General features: G+C 46.4%; 14 protein-coding genes. 8 read left to right on the top strand and 6 right to left on the bottom strand.

Annotated features, from left to right (window positions below; genetic code table 11):
* Positions 1 to 99 precede the first annotated feature (99 nt).
* Positions 100 to 318 carry a hypothetical protein gene (locus ACJJIE_RS02235; RefSeq protein WP_444893382.1) on the bottom strand — a complete coding sequence of 73 codons (219 nt, stop codon included), beginning with the start codon at positions 316 to 318 and terminating at the stop codon, positions 100 to 102.
* A 2,206-nt stretch (positions 319 to 2,524) separates the two neighbouring features.
* Positions 2,525 to 3,151 carry a MiaE family protein gene (locus ACJJIE_RS02230; protein ID WP_444893381.1) on the bottom strand — a complete coding sequence of 209 codons (627 nt, stop codon included), beginning with the start codon at positions 3,149 to 3,151 and terminating at the stop codon, positions 2,525 to 2,527.
* Between the two features lie 220 nt (positions 3,152 to 3,371).
* Between ACJJIE_RS02230 and ACJJIE_RS02225 the strand changes: the two genes are divergently transcribed.
* Positions 3,372 to 4,307, top strand: a complete 936-nt coding sequence (locus ACJJIE_RS02225) for a hypothetical protein (protein WP_444893380.1) — start codon at positions 3,372 to 3,374, stop codon at positions 4,305 to 4,307.
* 42 nt (positions 4,308 to 4,349) lie between these two features.
* Here ACJJIE_RS02225 and ACJJIE_RS02220 read toward each other — a convergent pair whose 3' ends face one another.
* Complete coding sequence (locus ACJJIE_RS02220) at positions 4,350 to 4,799, bottom strand: DUF1289 domain-containing protein (RefSeq protein ID WP_444893379.1); 450 nt, start codon at positions 4,797 to 4,799, stop codon at positions 4,350 to 4,352.
* 304 nt (positions 4,800 to 5,103) lie between these two features.
* Here ACJJIE_RS02220 and acnB point away from each other — a divergent pair, with 304 nt between their 5' ends.
* The 3 genes from acnB (at position 5,104) to ACJJIE_RS02205 (ending at position 11,571) form a co-directional block, all read left to right on the top strand.
* Positions 5,104 to 7,719, top strand: coding sequence for a bifunctional aconitate hydratase 2/2-methylisocitrate dehydratase (acnB, locus tag ACJJIE_RS02215; RefSeq protein WP_444893378.1), 2,616 nt, complete (start codon positions 5,104 to 5,106; stop codon positions 7,717 to 7,719).
* Between the two features lie 404 nt (positions 7,720 to 8,123).
* Complete coding sequence (locus tag ACJJIE_RS02210; RefSeq protein ID WP_282932171.1) at positions 8,124 to 8,933, top strand: sulfotransferase family 2 domain-containing protein; 810 nt, start codon at positions 8,124 to 8,126, stop codon at positions 8,931 to 8,933.
* A gap of 484 nt (positions 8,934 to 9,417) precedes the next feature.
* Complete coding sequence (locus tag ACJJIE_RS02205) at positions 9,418 to 11,571, top strand: alginate lyase family protein (protein ID WP_444893377.1); 2,154 nt, start codon at positions 9,418 to 9,420, stop codon at positions 11,569 to 11,571.
* 7 nt (positions 11,572 to 11,578) lie between these two features.
* On the opposite strand, the gene ACJJIE_RS02200 is transcribed toward ACJJIE_RS02205, so the two are convergent.
* Positions 11,579 to 12,961: an MFS transporter gene (locus ACJJIE_RS02200; protein WP_444893376.1), complete on the bottom strand. Its 1,383-nt coding sequence runs from the start codon at positions 12,959 to 12,961 to the stop codon at positions 11,579 to 11,581.
* Positions 12,962 to 13,029: 68 nt separating this feature from the next.
* Here ACJJIE_RS02200 and ACJJIE_RS02195 point away from each other — a divergent pair, with 68 nt between their 5' ends.
* The 4 genes from ACJJIE_RS02195 (at position 13,030) to ACJJIE_RS02180 (ending at position 16,862) form a co-directional block, all read left to right on the top strand.
* The gene (locus tag ACJJIE_RS02195; RefSeq protein ID WP_444893375.1) at positions 13,030 to 13,248 is read left to right on the top strand and encodes a hypothetical protein; all 219 of its coding nucleotides are present in this window, start codon (positions 13,030 to 13,032) and stop codon (positions 13,246 to 13,248) included.
* A 258-nt stretch (positions 13,249 to 13,506) separates the two neighbouring features.
* Positions 13,507 to 13,863: a hypothetical protein gene (locus ACJJIE_RS02190; RefSeq protein WP_444893374.1), complete on the top strand. Its 357-nt coding sequence runs from the start codon at positions 13,507 to 13,509 to the stop codon at positions 13,861 to 13,863.
* 200 nt (positions 13,864 to 14,063) lie between these two features.
* Positions 14,064 to 15,287: a hypothetical protein gene (locus ACJJIE_RS02185; RefSeq protein ID WP_444893373.1), complete on the top strand. Its 1,224-nt coding sequence runs from the start codon at positions 14,064 to 14,066 to the stop codon at positions 15,285 to 15,287.
* Positions 15,288 to 15,635: 348 nt separating this feature from the next.
* On the top strand, positions 15,636 to 16,862 hold the full coding sequence (locus ACJJIE_RS02180) for a hypothetical protein (protein ID WP_444893372.1): 1,227 nt from the start codon (positions 15,636 to 15,638) through the stop codon (positions 16,860 to 16,862).
* A gap of 180 nt (positions 16,863 to 17,042) precedes the next feature.
* Here ACJJIE_RS02180 and ACJJIE_RS02175 read toward each other — a convergent pair whose 3' ends face one another.
* Complete coding sequence (locus tag ACJJIE_RS02175; RefSeq protein ID WP_444893371.1) at positions 17,043 to 18,821, bottom strand: sulfatase-like hydrolase/transferase; 1,779 nt, start codon at positions 18,819 to 18,821, stop codon at positions 17,043 to 17,045.
* Positions 18,822 to 19,074: 253 nt separating this feature from the next.
* Positions 19,075 to 20,448 (bottom strand): MFS transporter, encoded by a 1,374-nt coding sequence (locus tag ACJJIE_RS02170; protein WP_444894737.1) that lies wholly within the window; start codon positions 20,446 to 20,448, stop codon positions 19,075 to 19,077.
* Positions 20,449 to 20,704 lie beyond the last annotated feature (256 nt).

The following is a 20,704-nucleotide window of genomic DNA, read 5'->3' as shown; positions in this document are numbered from 1 at the left end:
ACCCATGAAAGACCAAGTACGCAAGTAGCTACAGCAACAAGAGATAACCCAGCGGAACTTTAACCTATTACTTTGTCATAAGTCCGCCGGGTTAAAATATCACTCCTCTCCCAATAGAGCTTTAATTATTGCCCCAATAATATAACCAACGTTATCCACCATTGCACCAGAAGTGCCACTCTCGGCCGTTAACGTCTCCTGTGAAAGGGTTTTTCCTCCTTCAAATGCAGAAGCATAAACCACATCCTTATGTATTGAGCCAGCAAAAGACACACTGACAATTACAGCAACAAGAAAAAATCTACATATAATTTTCATAAAAATTCCTCTTAATTGATCCAGTTTTTCATCTTCCCGTCCTCCAAAAACCCCCCTATTTATGGAACATCCACACTAATGGATATTTGAACAGCCTTCAAACCCATTAAATTAAACTTAAAAATCTCATATGGAACCTTATTAGCTTTCAGGAATGAAATAACGCCAACGCGATCATCCCAGGTACAACTAACGGAACAATGTGGCCAACAAAGCTGAAGCTGTGGTAGTCGACACCCTCTGGATCATATTCAATCCCCCAGGAGTCCAAAAGAGCATCAACACCGTCAAAGGTTCAATATTATCACCGGAATAAGCCCGAAGTGCTTGCCGGTCATCCCCTAAAACAAGGGAGCATGACTTGACCATATGATGGAATCCCATTTAAAAAATCTAACTACCGATTATCTAAAACCCGCTATTTGATTGAGCATAAGCCCCAAAATGGCAGTATCTACATCTAGCGTAAAGTCAAGGCTATCATGGAAGATGACAGCGTTGCACCAGACCCTGAATCTACTGTCATATATTTGACACCATGTAACCAAGTCACCATCTCTTCGATCTTCTTTTGAAATCGCTCCTTACTTTTAGTTGCATGTAAATATTTTTTAACACCCCAAGAGTCAATGAAATATTTACAAGATATCGCCTTGCGCATCAATACTGATACCGAGTCAGCTACCCATATTGGCACTCCAACGGCAAAATATTAACCTATCCCAACAGGATAAAGAGGGAAATTAACTATCTTTTTGTGGCCCTTCTTGATGAAAGTCAGGTAGCCTTAATCCCCAAGAGGAGTTTAAAAGCCTTATTGATACGTCCATCTACCCAAGGGTAAATGTAAATCAGGGTCATATCTACTGTGGAGCGTCCCAAAACCCCTTATATTAGCTACAAACCAAAATTCTCAGCAGCCTGAGTGACTAGAGCCATCGTGATATCGTCTTGTTTTATAAGGCCTTACTCAAAATTATCGAGTAAAGAAAAAAACAGCCATGTTTTTGTATTTCTATCCGCACCTATATATTGCCAGGAACTGAAAGACAGCTTATTTTTGGGGAGGGAGGAGAGAAACCAGGCTATCTGGTACCAGTCCACCATAAGAATCATCCCGGCGAATCATTACGCAAACCTAAAGCTAACAAAACCAGGTTTTAATGGAAATTTTTACATTGGGCCACCTTAGGTGTGAGCCCCATTAAATAGTCGGCTCGATCAAGCCTGTCGCCTTAGCCCGCAGTTACCCAGGAAAAACTGAGAGACTGACACATTCAACTTACCTCCTCGACCAGACAAACTTGGCGCAACTCCAGCAACTGTTATGCCGCCGCCCCACAGGCAATCACCAGACTTCTAAACACAAAGAAAATTCCTATTTGGCACTCACCTGAATTTGCACAAAACAGTAAATAGCCTTCAAAGCACTAGCAACATACTCTGGTTTCAATTCTGCTCGAAATCAGCATATCTGAACAATTTGTTAAAAAAAAGAGTGGAAGACCATCGCCGAAAGCACGACCACTCGCTGAGCACTACTAGCAGCTGGAGATGAGTGGTTTTATCAACAGGCTAGATTCTGATCTTACTTTTCCCTTCCAACTTACCCCCGGCTTACTGAAGTAGATCGTTCTACCAGGCTGTCAGTAAAGAACTTCAGCCAGAGGCCTGCCAGATCTTTTTCTGGCACTAGTCCGGACAGATTCGAGTTGGTTTTGGGAGCCTTAATAGCTCGCTATCGACTTCTTTTAGAGAGCTCAAAGTGATCGAGCCAGAACAAAAGAGTAAAGAGTAACGGCGCTTAAATACTCTACTTCAACACATTGACGCCATACAAACGTAGCTTTGTCTTTTTAAGGGAGGGATACCCTGTAGAAGTCTACAGGGCAGTAAAAATATTTTTCAAAACTGCGGTTAACAGAGCTTTAATAGAACCATCCCTGGAGTACGAAGTTTACTTTCTAGCATTCTAACGATAGTACAGATTACAAGTACCCTTTAATACGTACTTCTCACCCCGCATGCCTATAGCGTTCGATCAAGCAATATCGGCTTATACCAGAGAAGTATTAAAGAAGCCCGTACTGAATTTTAAAACAAAAATGTGTAACAGGGGTCCATAGAATCAGGAAGCTTGTAGCCAATAAACATCAGTGCAAAAGCTTCCTGTAAATCTGACCCACCTTAGCAGGCCAAGCGAGAATTACTGCCCGGCACTCTCCGGCACACCACTGTGAAAGCGGAACTGTCCATCACTGCCTTCCACTAATTCCTTTTCTTTCTCCAGCAGTGCCTGAACCCTGGGTTGAATATCTTCATCAGAAGCCTTCTGGGCAAGGTGCAGGTAATCGCGGAAGTGACGCGCCTCAGATTTGAGCAGGGAGAGATAAAACTTCTGCAACTCATCATCTAACTGAGGCGCAATCCGTGCAAAGCGCTCGCAGGAACGCGCCTCGATAATAGCGCCACAAATCAGCGTATCAATCAAACGCCCCGGCTCTGCGCTGCGCACTTCAGCGCGAAGACCGGCCGCGTAGCGGGAGGCACTAACGTGAGGATAGGCGATACCGCGCTTCTCCATAATCGCCAGCACCTGCTCAAAGTGGCGCAACTCTTCGCGAGCCAGACGCGACATTTTGTTCAGCAGCTCAAAGTCATTCAGATAGCGAAACATCAGGTTCAGGGCAGTACCCGCCGCTTTTTTCTCGCAGTTGGCATGATCGATCAGCATCATTTCCGGCTCCTTCAATGCCGCCTCCACCCAGGCATCGGGCGTGGGACACAGCAGGAATTCATTGATAGCGGACAGATCTGGGACTTGAGCATTCATAGGACGAACAAACTTAACCGGAGCAAAATAACTTGGCGCGGGATTATAGCGGCCCCAAGCCACAAACGCCCGCTTTTAAACCACCAGCGGGCACTACTCCCCCGACTGACAAACCGGGGCTGCAATTATCCAGGAAGGTCCCTAGTGATAAATACACTCAACTTGATAACGATTTATTAAGTGCATTAATATAAAAGTCACTTTTTATCCGGCATATCTGATGAATGACTACAGAACCCAGGCAAAAGCTATCCCGCCGCTATTAGAAAATATCCATGGCGCCGCCCAAGCCCTGAGAGAATCCCTGGAATTGCTGCAAAATGCCGAGAAACCCTGGCAGCACTATCTACTTCAGCCCCCTTTCGCACAAGATGCCGCACTCAGTCTCAATCAGAGCTTTGAACGCCCCTATTCACTGTCAGGCGCTCTCTACTCACAACTCGACTATCTGGAGCCCATTAGCGCCGGAGGAGATGCCCGCGCTACTTTACAGGTACCGGGTTTATTGGCGGTACCGGCCAAAACCCTTGAGTTTGCCCAACAACTCAATAGCCACAAAGAGAGCTTTGCCAAGGCTATTGCCGAACTCCGAGGCGCCCTGGCGGAGCGGCCAGTGGCCGAACAGGATCGCACTGTGCGGGAAACCCTAGCGGATGCTGGGTACCCCCGCGCGCATCTACGCCAGTGCTACCGCCTGGTGTTAATGTGCCCAAAGCGGCCTGATGCCATCACTCTTTCATGGATCAAGGCGCGTAAATCCATTCGCAAGGTCACGGTAAAATGGTGTGAAAAGAAGTTGGTACAGCTGGACCCTCAAGGGTCCGATCCCGGTATCCAATATCAGCGCCAGCTACTCGCCGGGCTACACAAAAGCCAGCAGGAGGATTTACGCCAGGTGCAGGTACAGAGTCGCCCCAATCTCCAGGTAGCGGAAATCTTCTATGGGCACGAGCTAGGTGAGGAAGAGGAATATCATCAGGTCGGCTATTCCTCCATGCCGATTCTGGTAGAGGCCAATGAGGCTGGGCAGCTGCCTGAATTCACCCGAGTCGACCACCAGCCGAGCTTGAGCCGGCGGCGCCAGCGACGGGATCTGGCAATCGCCAGCGAACCCTTTCTACCGGCGCTCAGAGTATTTTTGCGCCAGCAGCGCTGAACCCAAGCCCCAAATGGGGCTGCCATCAATTTTTGAACCGCCCTAGGTAATACCCGGCGCCACGTAGCGCTGGTAATAGGCGACAGACAGCGCGTAAAACTCCTCATCTATAAGGCGGCGAATTTCCACCAGAGAGACACCGCGCGCCTGCGCAGTGGTCTGCAACCCAAACGCTTTCAAGTCACCTATTTGGCTGGCCCCTGCCCGCAATAGTTCGAACACCCAACAGTAGGGATTTTGACTTTCATCAAAGCGGACCCGCTGGTGATGAAGCTGCTCCAATAGCAGCTCGTGATCCACGATCTCCAACTGGCTGCGCACTGCGTTCACCAAATACCCTTCACGGCGCTCGGCAATTATCCGGCGCTGTTCTTCACTGTAGGCATTCCAATCAATCACCTCGTGTGCAAAGCGCTTGCAGCCACGGCAAACATCATCGCCAATTCCCGTGGAGCAAACACCGATACAGGGCGTGCGAACCTTCTTATACATTAACTATCCGACCAACCTATTTATGCCGCCCGCGCGGCCTTCAAATTGCGCGTAGCCTATTTTGTTTCCGCCGCCAAGAAAAGGGGGGAAGTACCAGCTGCCAAACTACTAAAATTCACCTAGCAAATAGTCATAATTCACTTAAATTATTGATTTTTCGATAAACTTAACAGCAGTAGGGCTTTCCTGTAGTATTCGCCCCCCGCCATCAGCGGCCTCGAAAAAAAAATCCCGGCTGACCGTTAATAGACCGGGAATTCCACCCGCTGTAGGTGCCACCCCACACACCAAGAGGGACTTATCAGTGCTTGAAGCCTATCGCAAACACGTCGCCGAACGCGCCGAACAAGGCATTCCGCCAAAGCCATTGGACGCCGAGCAAGTCGCCGGCCTGGTTGAATTGCTGAAAAATCCGCCAAAAGGCGAAGAACAGGAACTGGTTGACCTGCTCACCCACCGCGTTCCGCCGGGCGTTGACGAAGCCGCTTATGTTAAAGCCGGTTTCCTGTCCGCCATTATCAAAGGTGAAGCAGAATCCCCGCTGATCGATCGCAAACACGCTGTAGAACTGCTGGGCCAAATGCTGGGCGGCTACAACATTTCCACCCTGGTCGAGCTGCTGGACGACAAAGATCTGGCCGAGCTGGCTGCCGAGCAGCTGAAAGGCACTCTGCTGATGTTTGACGCCTTCCACGACGTGGAAGAGAAAGCCAAAACCGGCAACGAATTCGCCAAAGCAGTCATCCAATCCTGGGCTGACGCCGAGTGGTTCACCAAGCGTAACAAAGTGCCCGAGAGCATCAAAGTTGCCGTATTTAAGGTAACCGGCGAAACCAACACCGACGACCTGTCTCCGGCACCGGATGCCTGGTCCCGTCCGGACATCCCCCTGCACGCGCTGGCCATGTATAAAATGAAGCGCGACGGCCTGGAGCCAGAAGAAGCTGGCGTTACCGGTCCGCTGAAGCAGATTGAAGAAGTTAAAGCCAAAGGCCTGCCCGTTGCTTTCGTTGGCGACGTAGTAGGTACCGGTTCTTCCCGTAAGTCCGCCACCAACTCCGTACTGTGGTACTTCGGTGACGAAATGCCCGGCGTGCCCAACAAGAAAGGCGGCGGTATTTGTATCGGCGGTAAAGTTGCCCCAATCTTCTACAACACCATGGAAGATGCCGGCGCGCTGGTATTCGAAGCCCCTGTTGACGAACTGGGCATGGGCGACGTTATCGAAATCCGCCCCTACGACGGCAAGATCCTGGCTGAAGACGGTAAAGTCCTGTCTGAATTCCAACTGAAGTCCGACGTACTGCTGGACGAAGTTCAGGCTGGCGGTCGTATCAACCTGATCATCGGCCGCGGCCTGACCGGCAAAGCCCGTGAAGCCCTGGGCCTGGCGCCTTCCGAGTTGTTCCGCAAGCCTGAGCAACCTGCCGACACCGGCAAGGGTTACACTCTGGCGCAGAAGATGGTTGGTAAAGCTTGTGGCGTTGAAGGTATCCGTCCGGGCACCTACTGCGAGCCGAAAATGACCACTGTGGGCTCCCAGGACACCACTGGCCCCATGACCCGCGACGAACTGAAAGACCTGGCCTGCCTCGGCTTCTCCGCCGACCTGGTAATGCAGTCTTTCTGTCACACTGCGGCCTACCCCAAGCCCGTTGATATCAGCACCCAGCACACCCTGCCGGACTTCATCATGAACCGTGGCGGTGTTTCCCTGCGCCCGGCTGACGGCATCATCCACAGCTGGCTGAACCGCATGCTGCTGCCGGACACCGTAGGTACCGGTGGTGACTCCCACACCCGCTTCCCCATGGGTATCTCCTTCCCGGCAGGTTCCGGTCTGGTAGCTTTCGCCGCCGCTACCGGTGTTATGCCGCTGGATATGCCTGAGTCCGTGCTGGTGCGCTTCAAGGGCAAAATGCAGCCCGGCATCACCCTGCGCGACCTGGTGCACTCCATTCCTCTCTACGCCATCAAGCAGGGCCTGCTGACCGTTGAGAAGAAAGGCAAGAAGAACATCTTCTCCGGCCGCATCCTTGAGATCGAAGGCCTGGATGATTTGACTGTAGAGCAGGCATTCGAGCTGTCCGACGCCTCCGCCGAGCGCTCCGCTGCTGGCTGTACCATCAAGCTGTCCGAAGACACCATGTCTGAGTACCTGCGCTCCAACGTAACCCTGTTGCGCTGGATGATCGCTGAAGGTTACGGCTCCAAGCGCACCCTGGAGCGCCGCGCGCGCGCCATGGAAGAGTGGCTGGCCAACCCGAAACTGATGGAAGCGGACGCCGACGCTGAGTACCTGGAAGTAATCGAGATCGACCTGGCCGAGATCAAAGAGCCAATCGTATGTGCTCCTAACGATCCAGACGACGCTCGCCTGCTGTCCGACGTTGCTGGCGACAAGGTAGACGAAGTGTTTATCGGCTCCTGTATGACCAACATCGGCCACTTCCGCGCTGCCGGTAAACTGCTGCAAGAACACAAAGGTGGCATCTCCACACGCATGTGGATCTCCCCGCCCACCAAGATGGACGAGCACCAGTTGATGGAAGAGGGTTACTACAACATCTACGGCTCTGCCGGTGCCCGCACCGAAATGCCCGGATGTTCCCTGTGTATGGGTAACCAGGCACGTGTAGCACCGAACGCCACCGTACTGTCTACCTCTACCCGTAACTTCCCCAACCGTCTGGGCGATGGTGCCAACGTGTACCTGACCTCCGCTGAGCTGGCTTCTGTAGGCGCCATCCTGGGTAAACTGCCGACTCCGGCTGAGTACCAGGAATACGCACAGAACCTGGATTCCATGTCCAGCGAGATCTACCGTTACCTGAACTTCGATCAGATTGAAGACTTCCAAAAGTCTGCCGAAGAAGGCAAGCGCATCGCCGCGACTGAGATCCAGGAAGTGAATGTCTAGGTGACAGCCTGATCCAGACGAAAAGCCCCGCAATTTAGCGGGGCTTTTTTTGTCTATAAAAAATATTTCTATCTCCCTACCCTGCAAAACCAGATTTTCCTGCCGCTAATTCCTACGCAAGCCCCTAAAGTCACAACCACTATTGGCCCATAAATAAACTTTTGAAATACCCCACTGCGAAAGTGTATACATTCTTCCGGCTGAGATTCGGGAGATGAGCCTTAAATTGAAAGGCTAAACAACATAAAAGCCGCCACTAAGCAAACAATATATTGCCCACTTCATTACCACCGGCTAGATTTAAAGATTGGCATTCATACAGAGTTTACAACGAGAAACCTTAGAAAATTAAATTCGATGATTTATTGGAAAACAACCTCTATTACTCGATAGACTTTCTTTAAATGAAAAAATTATTGATGAAATTTAGCCGACCTACATTCAAAAAGTTTCCTATAAGACTCGAATCTCCCCCTAAAATCTTTTTTTGCCACATCCCGAAATGTGCAGGTTCCTCCCTGCACTCCGCCATTAGCTCTCAATATTATGAGCCAAATAAATTAGGCAGTTTCAGTATTAAACGAGCAGTTAGCAAACGAGCATCAGACGTATTAGAAATGCCAATGATGTCTGTACGAGAAACGGTAATGGTTCACAACCTGTCTATAAAGTCTAATTATTATGGGCACGGACACTCATTCTGCCGTCCGAATGTTGTAAAGAATTTTTCCCGCGAATGGAATTTTATAACAGTATTACGAAACCCTATTGACAGATGGATATCTCTCTACACCTACAACACCTACAAAAAGAGCCAATGGGACAAGAACTCCCTCCCGCTGGAAAAATATATAGAATCCCAGGTTGGGGCCATGACAGGGCAAGTTTTCATACGGTATTTTTCCGATTTTGCCGACTCCAATCCTTCAGAGCATATAGAGCGGGCCTTAGAAAATTTACAGCAGTTTTCAGTTGTTGGCACAACTGATCATTTAAATAAGTTAACCCAACAAATATCTAAAGACTTCGATATAAAACTAGACATCCCTAAGATCAACAAGAGTCCTAATACCAAACTTGCTCAGGAGATAAAATCAGACGCAAAAGCAATCAAGAAAATTGAGAAGATTTGCCAATATGATATGGAAATTTACAAAAGATTTACTGATAAGCATGGACCAATATTTTCTGGCAAGGGTTACAAAGAGATGTAAAAACACTGAAAACATACCAAGTCGTGGAAGCCCCCACCAAGACGACAACCCTGCAAAGGGGGAGAGGATTACGAATGGTATAAGTTATGCTGATTCAAATAAAAAGAGCGCAATGTTGCTACCCATATACAAATATAAGAAACTCCCTCCAAACATATCTCTTAGATCATCCGCACCCACAACAGCGAAAACTTCTCGATTATTGCTTGAAATATAGCTACCTTTGAATCTACCCGAGAAGACAAGTGGAACGACGCGAATTGTTATCACTCATAACCACCTCAATTTGTATCAACTAATGGCGATAAGCTTCAGTGATGGCGTAATTTACAACTTCCTTTGCCTCTCCATCCCTAAAATCAGGTCAGCTATAATCATTTACAAGCCATAATGTAAAAGTTCGACCATTAGGAATTCCCCTGATAACAATAAGGTTCGCTTAAATACACCTTCAAAATATCGAACTATAAGAATATAGATACCAATGCCCATTAAACACCCTGGTTTTAAACAAAAACCAATAACTCCCGGTAAAGATACTTTTTTAATACGGTGGCAGAATCGCCGGGCGTTTTTCATTCAAAAATTCAAACGGAAGACCCTGAAGTATGCCGGTCGCCTAATCAATGCTATCTTCCACAAGCATCGCCATTTCCCAAACTTCTACTTCCCCAATAGTCGCCCACCCTACCCAAAGACTATACCAAGTAACTCCTATACAAGCACATCAGACAATGCACAGACTTTTATTCTTTACAGAATTATCGGCAACGACCTAATCCCTCGACACAGTGCCGGACAATCCTACAAAAATCTTGAATTCATCTTGCAGCATGAACCTCCACTAGAGGGTTGCAAGAAGGTGTTCATCCTCAACCGAATTGTCGACCCAAGCGAGGAAACTGCCATTATCAAACTGCTTTGCAATTACAAACAAAGTTACTTGAGAATCCCCTTTCACTGGGATGAATACAAAGAAATTGGGTGGAACATCTTGGATTACCCGATTAATTATGCCCCCTATAAACTGAAAGACCTTTGCATGCGACGGGATTTGGAAATACAAGCCGAGCTGGGTCTATACCGTCATAAAAACAACTATGTAATGAATAATAATGGAGCGAGAAATCTCGCTCTGAAAGATGGCAAATCAAAAGCAGATTGGATTTTACCCTGGGATGGCAATTGCTTTGTGAGTTCAAAAGCCTGGAACGCAATAAAACAACAAGTTCTCAACCATGCCACTTACCCATACCATATTATCCCAATGGCAAGATTATTGGATAATCAGTCCATACTGCGTGAAGACTTCGAACCCTCCCCCACAGAGGAGCCACAGGTTCTATTTCGATCTGATAGCACAGAGGTTTTTGATAGCCGATTCTGCTACGGAAGACGCCCTAAGGTAGAATTTTTATGGCGCCTAGGGGTACCGGGGAAATGGGATGATTGGGCCGTTTTTCCCTGGGATCTCCCATGCCCTGACTACTCAAAGGATGCAGGCCACTACATTCAGGGCGCCTGGGTGGCCAGATTGTTTTCTGGTAAACCCCACCTAGAAAGAACGGATCAACAGTCCAGCCGAGAGCGGGGAGAAACCCGTTCCGAAGCCATCCTTACAATGCTAGATCAACTGGACAACTACACCCCAAACAAAAATACTCCAACCACCATGCCATCTGAACCGAATAGTACGGGTAACCTCAGCTTTTCTTATCTCACTCTATTGAGCGAAGCCACACAGAGAGCAGCGAGAGCACAACAGAAGTTACAATCCAATTCAACAGACTGCCTGCTGCAGGATTTAGTGATTGCAGGCCTTGCTCAATCTCACAAGGTAAGACCAGAGTTTTCCCGATTAATCGACGATAGCCTACTCAAGCTATTCCCAGATACCCAAGACAAAGCAAACACCAGACGACTAGAGACTGCAAACCCCAGCCTTCTGGCCCACTTGCTTTCTACTCTAAAAAACCTAAAACAAACACATCGACTCTACTCAACAAGAATTCAACAACTAGACGATCTCCTGAAACGGCACCTCATCTGGTTAACAGGAAGCCCCTGCGGTCAGTCTATGCGCTCAGATTTGGGGTATCTTGGCACACAGTATGATTTACAGGTCGCAGCGGTAGCTCTCTATCTCGACCAGACACAAATTGTCAGGAAAACCCTTAGAGACTCTCGTTTCCGGATACTGGAACAATTTGATGCTTCGGGTAAGCAACAACCAAAAACCAAAGGAAAAAATAGCACTCACTATGAGTGTCTCAATCTGCAGTTATGGATACATCTTGCTGAATTGGCAATGACGCTAGATGAGAACCTATGGAATTTTACTGCAAGAGACGGAGCTGGTGTCCAACAAGGAATACGCTGGTTCCTACAGAAATTTGAGATTCATAAAAATGCTAAAGATATTGATAAGCAAAGGCTGCTCCCAATTATCAATGCTTACCAAAAACAATATGGGGAACTACTGAATTTACGAATCAAACTTGGCCCCAAGCATATCCCCCAATACAAGTCTATTTTTCCTATTGAAACAGCAATTCACCCATTTTGGAACTTAGGCTACGAAGAGCATAGCAATTCATTCACAACCACCAATAAGTTAACCCCAGAGGTCCTTGAGTAAAATACAATTAATTTATAGTATTCTTATCAGCTTCAACAAATAGGATACAAACAACAAAAGCAAACATTGCCAAACAAGCATTGAGAGTAAATGCATGATCAATGCCTGACGGCATATCTTTGGCCATCGCCACTATAGTGGTATTTAAACCCAACCCCACAGCTCCGCCCGCTATCTGAAACATAAATATGATTGCACCTGCCAGGCTCGCCCTACTCTCATCAACAACCGTAATAGCCACAGTTGTAATAGTGGAATTGAACAAGCCGATACCTCCACCCAATATGACCAGGCCGGGAATCAGAGAAGTATACTGAGTATCTTTATGAATGTGAGATAAAATATACATTCCTAGTGCCATTAGTAATGTCGCTGCAGAAACTATTTTCTTCACTCCGATCACATCATATAATTTCCCTGCGAGAAATCCGAAAACGCTGAAGGATAACATCATAGGGATCAACCCCATTCCCGCCTGCATAGCCGATGTATTGCGAATATTGGTTAAGAACTGTGGAATAAAGAACAACCCGGCAAAGAAGAGTGCAGAAATCAGCAAAGTAGCAATTCCGGCGAAAATAAATCGCCTGTTCCCAGCCACATCCGGCGGAATCAGGGCCTGCTGCCCCACCCTGTTCTCTACAAAAGCAAACAGGCAAATAAACAGAAAAAAGGCGATAATAAGGCCGAGAACCAGTGGGCTTTTAAAACCCACATCAACAACAAGATCAAAAGCGAGCAATAGAGCAAGTAGCGCCATCGACAAAGAGGTGATTCCGGCGTAGTCAATGTGTTCATCACAAGACTCTGGAGAATCATCGGGAATGACTCTCCAGCAAACGTAAAGAGCGATCACCGATACAGGTAGATTGATAAAAAAAATCCACCTCCAACTGATATAATCAGCCAGAGCGCCCCCCAACAGTGGGCCGGCTGAATTGGCAATGCCGCAAACAGTGATCACCAATCCCCCTGCTAACCCCGCTCTCTTCTCTGTCATCAAACCATAGGTCATGCCTAAAATTGATGGCCACATCATCGCCCCCCCAACCCCCATCAAAGCTCGGGATATCAACAACATACCCATATTGATCGCTATTCCACCCAACAACGAAAAAACCATGAATAGTAAGGTTCCGACAATAAACACTCTTCTCCTGCCATACATATCGGCAAGACGACCACCTGAGACTATCAATACGCCAAAGACCAGGGCATACCCATTAATAACCCACTGTGTGGTTGTTATATCTGAGTGAAATTCATGCTCGATGGTAGGTAGTGCAGGAGAAAATGCGGTGAAATCATTAGCGACAATAAAGATTGCAAGGGACAAAGCCATCAGGCCGGCATAAAGATGCTTATCTGCTGATACTTTTCGCTCGTTCATCCCTGCCATCCATGATTAATAAAAATAACAAATTAGCTCCGATGACCTTTTAGATAGGACTAGGTATTATGAATAGTGAGCAGTTAATTATCTTTGCGATAAAAGAGAAACAACAACATCAACAAGCCATTTACAATAAAATCATACGCCATTACTCCTTAGCTGCCAGGATCCAGAGCCAACCCACATCTTCACAACCAACAAATTATGTAGAATATAATCAACAAGTTAATGGATATAATACAAAAATAGATGCCTTCCGACAGCCGATGAAACCCACTATTTAGATGTACATGCGTGTCATCTTAGCACCTATGAGGGTGACATACTCGCCACATTCTTTCATAATTCATCGTGTACACTATAAACAGTATAATTTCTACCACATCAAGAGGATAAAGTGGGATAGAAGACTTTTAGCCCATAAATACATGTCCACCAATTATTACAAGCCACCTAAGGCAAACCTGGAAACTAACCCCCCTTCTAAGCGAAGGGATATATCTTTCCTGATTGCCCTTACAGCAACATCGATGACATGTATCATGTTGCCAACCTTTATTGCAATATTTTCCCTGCCAGGAGCATCATTTTTTCATATCATTAATGGTACGGTGCCCATGCTGGTATTTTATCTGGCAACTACTGCAATCGCCCTAATCGTAACCCTTACCTATGGAAGATTGGTAGAACACGTCCTCCAAAAAATGCAAAGATATAACCGAGCCTCTATGATTTTTGGTGGTATCCTTCCCGGCATATTGATTTATTCAATTGGAGCAGTAACAACCACACCAAATCTTGCTAGCCTCGGAATTATTATCGCTTTATACGCCACTCCCATTTCCTTTTTATGCTATTTTTTTACAACCAAATCCATCAAACTTGAAAATAACGAATAAAACACCCGCCCCACCTTTCCCCCTTGTAATACTTAGTTAAAACCTTAAATCCGCCTATACCTGGGAATTTTTTCTCAGATTATTGATAGTTAATTCCCAAGGAAAATACTTGGTACCTGACCGAGAATCGGAGGGTCATCCTATAACGTCATCCAATATCATTTTAACGATAGAATTTTGGATGCCAGTGGTAACTTTGGGTGAAAATAATTCAAGTAATTACCCAGAGATTTGAGAGTCGTCTTTGCCTAACCAGCTATTCAGCAAAGTCCCAAATCGACAAACAGGCAGTAATGCGCTTGATAGAACTTAATATGTTGATTTGTAAGGAAACAGATATGAAAACTTACGCCTCCATTGCTGCGGCAGTCGCTTTAGTTATTAGTGGGCACGCTGCCGCCAACACCACCATTGTCAATCAAAATGGTATCGGGAATACTGCGACATCTAACCAGGCTGACCCGACCACCTCCGGCAATTTTGCCATATTCACACAAACAGGCGACAACAACTCATCAACCACATCCCAGGTAGTCAACTCTACCAATAGCGTTATCAATAGCACCCAAATTGGCGACAACAACACCGTTTCATCGATTGATCAAAGCGATGCCACTACGTCAGTAGTTAATGTATTGCAAAATGGTCAGACCAATACATTCAACGCAATTCAAAATACTACCACCTCAAGTACTTCAACAACCACACAAATTGGCACCTCTAATCAATATACAACGGTACAAACCAATTCATCCCTGGATACCACCGTAATTACCCAAAATGGTGATTCCAATAGCGGCTCTATTGTTCAAGCATTAGGTTCGGGGAATGGAATTTTTGTCACCCAGCTTGGAACGACCAATTCTACAGCCGGTACTCAGTCAAGTGAAACATCCAGTACCACTACTGTATTTCAGGATGGTACATCAAACATGGCCTCATTTGGCCAAGGGCTAGGAACGGGAAATATCCAGACTACAATCCAACTGGGAACGAGTAACACTTCATTAGTTGTACAGTTTACATCCATCGGCGATTATGCCGAACTAATACAGGATGGTGATTCTAACGATGCCGACATTGAGCAGGATTTAGGTTCTGGTAATAGCCTCTATGCCGAGCAGCTTGGCACCTCCAATATGGTGATGACGTATCAAACGGGAGCAGGTAACGAAGGGGAGATCGAACAGGATGGTTTAAGTAACTCCGCAGACCTCTCCCAAGATGGAAGCTTGCATCTGGCCTTTATGGAGCAGATTGGCGATACCAATACCGCTACGATAACTCAAACCTCCACGATGAATACTGCCAGTACAATGCAAATGGGTACAACTAACACCCATGACACTACCCAGGCAACATCTGGAAACTCTGCAACTGCTACTCAAGTGGGAACCAGTAACGTAGGTACCATCCTACAGTAATCCAAAGGCCGGCATCCGGGAAATTTCAACCGGAGCCGGCCAACCGAGAATCTCATGAATCTTGATTTTCAAGTGAAAATCTACCCGTCTGTTATGCTCCAAACTTTTCACTTCCAAATTTCCAATGAGCAAGAAAAGTAGTTGATTCGGTTAGCCTCTGCCTATCTTGCTCACACAAAAACTTAAGAACAAACCTGTAGCCATCCCTCTAAGCATTTATTCTCAGCATATTGATATTTAATTCCCAAGGAAAATACCGCTCACCTGACCGAAAATCGTTAGGTCATCCTACATCATCACCCAATATCATTTTAACGATAGTGTCTTGGGTGTCAGCGGTAACTTTGGATGGGAATAATTCAAGTAATTACCCAGGGATTTGAGAGCCGTCTTTGCCTAACCAGATGTTCCGCAGAGTCCCAAATCGACAAACAGGCGGTAATCCGCTTGATAAAGATTAATATGTTGATTTGTAAGGAAGTAGATATGAAAGCTTACACCTATATTGCTTCGGCACTTGCTCTAGCAATCAGCGCGCATGCTGTCGCCAATACCACGATTGTCAATCAAAATGGCACCGGGAATACAGCAACAGCCAACCAAGCTGACCCCACCACGTCGGGCAACTTCGCGATATTCACTCAAACCGGCGACAACAACTCATCAACCACATCACAGATAACCAACTCTACAAATAGTGTTATCAACAGTACCCAAATAGGCGACAACAATACCGTTTCGACGATTGAGCAAGATAATGCGACCACATCGACAATTACTGTACTCCAAAGTGGTCAAACTAATTTATTCGATGCTACTCAAACCAATACCACATCGGTAACTTCGACAACCACACAAATTGGCACGTCCAATCAATTCACCACAACACAACTCAATTCCTCCCTCGATACTGCCGCTATTACCCAAAATGGTGACTCCAATATCGGCTCAATTGTTCAATCAAGCAGTTCAGGGAATGGGATTGTTGTTACCCAACTTGGAACATCCAATGAAGTCGACGGTACTCAGGCAAACGAATCCTCTAGCACGGCAACTGTATTTCAGGATGGAACATCAAATATGGCTACCTTTTTTCAGGTCGCCGTTGGCTCGGGGAATGTTCAGAGTACAATCCAGTTAGGGACAGGTAATACCTCACTCATAACACAATTTACATCTACCGGTGGTACTGCCGAGCTAATACAGGATGGTGATTCAAACGATGCTGATCTTGGACAGCAGGACGGCCTCGGTAATAACCTTTTTGCCGAACAACTGGGTACAACCAATATGGTTTTTGCCATTCAATTTGGTGACAGTAACGATGCTGAGATCGAACAGGATGGCCTAAGTAATTCCTCTACGCTATTCCAGATTGGAGATTTACTGGTTGCCGATGTGGAACAGATTGGAGATTCCAATACGGTTACGATTAACCAATCAATGATGATGAATACCGCCAACATTACGCAAATGGGTACAACAAACACCCATGATACCACCCAGGCAACATCTGGAAACTCTGCAACCGCTACGCAAGTGGGCACCAGCAACACCGGCACAATCTTACAATAATCCCCAGGCCGGCCTCCAGAATCACGATTGAGGCCGGCCATTTTGTGCGATCGGTTGAGGCTTGTATTCCTAGAGAATCACTCCCTTCACCCAGTTTCATGACCATCAAACTTTTACATACTTAAACGGCTCAAGCATAAATCCACTCGTAGAGTTAAAGTTGTATTTCAAGATTCAACTCTAAGGCCAGGGATACTTACCAGTACCCTCTTTCTCAAACTGCTCTAACTTCTCTTTAGCTTGAGGTAAAAGGTCATAGATTGGCGGATTATTGGATATAAAACCGATCTTGAATTGTGGGGGATACTTAATGAGTTCTTTCATATAGTCTCCCGCCGATGTCATCACTGGTACAAGCATTGGCAAATGACGCACACCGATACTGACATCTTCCTGAGGATTGGAATAAAGGTTAAATAATATTGCCCCGCCACTCTCAACAAAAATGGGACCACTGAACCCGCCCCAGTTTCCCCTCTGTACGACACCATTTTCGATTTCTGCCGTCCATACATATTTGAACTCATCAATACGCATGGCAGAAAAATACTGATTCATCGTATAGGGCCGACTACGGCGTGCAGACTGGCCATTATCCGCCAACAGCATTCCCGTTTGATCGATACCATCGATATATCGATCTTCACTGACAAAGCCGGCAACCTCTTTGCCTGGCTTACCCGCTATCGAAATGGCCGTGTTAAAGAGATCAGCCAGGTCAAACAACCCTTCAGTACGGCGAGGCTTTATCATCCCCTTCCAATAGGCAAATGTCGGCACTCTTACTCCACCCTCCCAGCTCGTACCTTTACAACCCCGGAAAGGGGTTCGGCCATAAGGGGGAACCTCGCATTCGGGGCCATTATCCGAGGTGAAGAAAATCAGGGTGTTATCCAGCTGGTTTGTCTCCTGCAATGCACTAAATAGCTGTGCAAGTACATAATCCATATGCACCATACAGTCGCTATATACTGTACGAGCTCGCGATTTCCCTGCCCATTTATCAGATGGATAATTATCAAAGTGACAACCTCGGGGGGCGTGATACAAAAAGAATGGCTTTTCAGAGCTTTTCATTTGCCTAATGAAATTTACACTGTAATCCATCCATTGGTCATCGAGCACCTTGATATAGTCCAGATCAATCAAATGAACATCTTCACACCGTTCCGTATCCTGCGGCGTACAGTGTACTTCGCTATGACTAAAAGGCTCCTTCTGCATCATGGCAAAGCGCTCTGGAGACAGTGCCACTTCCGGATTAAAGTAGATGTCTCTCCATTCCGTATACATATCTGATACACCGAGAAATCCCCGGTAATTGTCATAGCCAACATTCTGCGGTAACGATCCCTTATTTTCGCCCATATGCCATTTCCCGACTCCCTGGGTAATGTATCCCAACTTCTTGAGTATGGCGGGCATTGTGACTGCACCATCCAAACCGCCGGCTTCACCATACATCGGCGGGCGCAAAATTCCGTGGTGCAAGGGATTCTGACCGGTATGAATCGTTGCCCGTGTTGGCGAGCATGAAGGCGTTGAGTAGGCAGAGGTTAGAATAAGCCCCTCATTCGCCAGCTTATCCATGGTGGGCGTAGCATTGCCGACAGCAATACCTCCACCATTAAAGCCAACATCCATCCAGCCCACATCATCAAGTAGGAAAATCAATATGTTAGGCTTTTTACCAAATTTCTCCTCCAGAAGAGCCAGCTTCTGTCTAGCTTGCTTTTCCTCTTGCGGATGCTGAATTACCGGATACATATTGTCAGCCAGTTTTACAGACTTTAGATGCAGAAACTGATCCGGGTGGCTGTATCCTGGTGCAGAGGTTGGCCCCGTGGTGCTTCCCCGCAAGTTTTCTGCCTGAACAGCAAAACTTGATATGACAAAGATTAAAGCAAAGTAAACAATAGATAGTTTTCTGCGAAAGAAACACAGCCAAGACAGCTTCATATCCGACATCCCGTTAACGTAAATATTGACTTGTGGCCGCTAAAACCACAATGCCGCAGAATCCACCAAAGTTAAATTGCCAATAGCCCATACAAATTAAAATAGAGATAGCTTTCCCTGATATTCATTTAAGGATAGCTCTGAGTGCTGGCCCTATACTTTACAATCAATATTTGGAGAATATAAGAAAAGGAACACGCCTGTGAAGGGCAGTAAGAAACTAGGTTACCAGCAGGAAATAAATATCCTTTTATTACCTTCCCTTCTTCTCCTGGAAGAAGAGAAGAGAAATCAAGAAACCTACCAGAACAATAAATCCATCTACCAGTAATGCCCGATTAACACCTGTAGCAATATCCGGCGCTGACGCCAATATGGCTGAATTGATCCCCAAGCCCACAGCGCCACCTAAAAAACGGAACATATAGACAACAGCGCCAGACAAACTGGATTTACTGGCCTCCACGGAGGTTATTGCGGCAGTCACAGCGGCAGGGCTAAATATACCTAATCCAATGCCAATCAATAACATACCCGGTACAAAGACCAGATAGACGATATGATTACCGTGGACCGAGAGCATAAAAAGCCCCAGACTCATCGCCAAAGCACCTGAGCAGAGCAGCAGCTTTGGGCCAAGCCGTTCATGAATTTCTCCAGATACAAATGCAAAAATGCCAGAAGAAACCATAGCCGGCAACAAAGCCAATCCGGCCTGAAATGCGGAATAATGATGCACGCTAATAAAAAGCAGAGGGATATAGACAAGGATTGCAAAGAACGCGATGGCAACAAAAAAGACACTGACTCCTGACACCATGAAAATACGATTAGTTACCAAACTCGCAGGAATCAGTGCATCATCTGCCATATATGACTCAATTATGATAAAGCTGATCGCAGAGATAAGCGAAACTACCAACAAGCAAACAACCAATATTCCAGAAGTGGTTTTTTCTGTCGTAAAATCCAAGGCTAGCAAAAATAGGAATAATGATAGAGAGAGTGTCAACACACCCAAATAGTCAATTCTCTCCACTTTTTTCTCATATTTTTCTTTCGGGTACTTTAATCCATAAAAAGCAACCACCAAAATAGCAATGGGAATATTGATAAATAGAATCCAGCGCCAGCTCAGAAAGTCTGACAAGATCCCACCTATAACAGGGCCGCAAGCTGTAGCCACCCCTAGCGCAGCCAAAATAAATCCCCCGACAAATCCAGCACGATCTGATGGCAACAATGTATATGCCATCCCCAGCATTGCTGACCAGGCCAAAGCTCCCCCTAGCCCCATCATTGCTCTGGCGATTAACAGCACCTTAACTTCATTCGCAAGACCACCCAGGAGAGATGAAAGGGAAAATATAAAGATACCTATCAAAAAAATCTTTCCACGCCCGTAGATATCTGCCAACCGCCCACTGGTCACAATAATGACTCCATAGGCCAGGGCATAGGCATTCACAACCCAGTGAACGAAAGATATGCGGACGGAAAAGTCTTTGGCGATAGCGGGGAGAGCCGGTGAAAAGGCGGTAAAATCACTGGCGATCAAAAATACTGATAAAAAGAGAACAGACAGCCCCCAGATTTGCCCTTCTGAGATACCCTTCACTTTTGTCATTTTTACCATGCAAGCTCTCTAAGACCCCACTTAGTGACACTCTAGTCCATGGGGTCAGAGTAGGAGTCTCACAGCCTGTACAGCTCCATACTATTGCATCTGGGGACGATTGAAGAAAGTGGATTGGAAGGCTTACTGACTGAATCGGTTAAATGACGACTAATAACGCCATTTACTCTTTACTTAAAAAGTGGAGTTACTACTGGGGTGGAAGGAAAGAACACACTTCACTCGAGACACGCTGTGAATACATCCC

It is taken from the genome of Microbulbifer maximicatervae (SeqCode) (assembly GCF_052467325.1).
The sequence above is the reverse complement of the archived record's forward strand: the minus strand, read 5'-3'. Positions and strand labels throughout refer to the sequence as shown.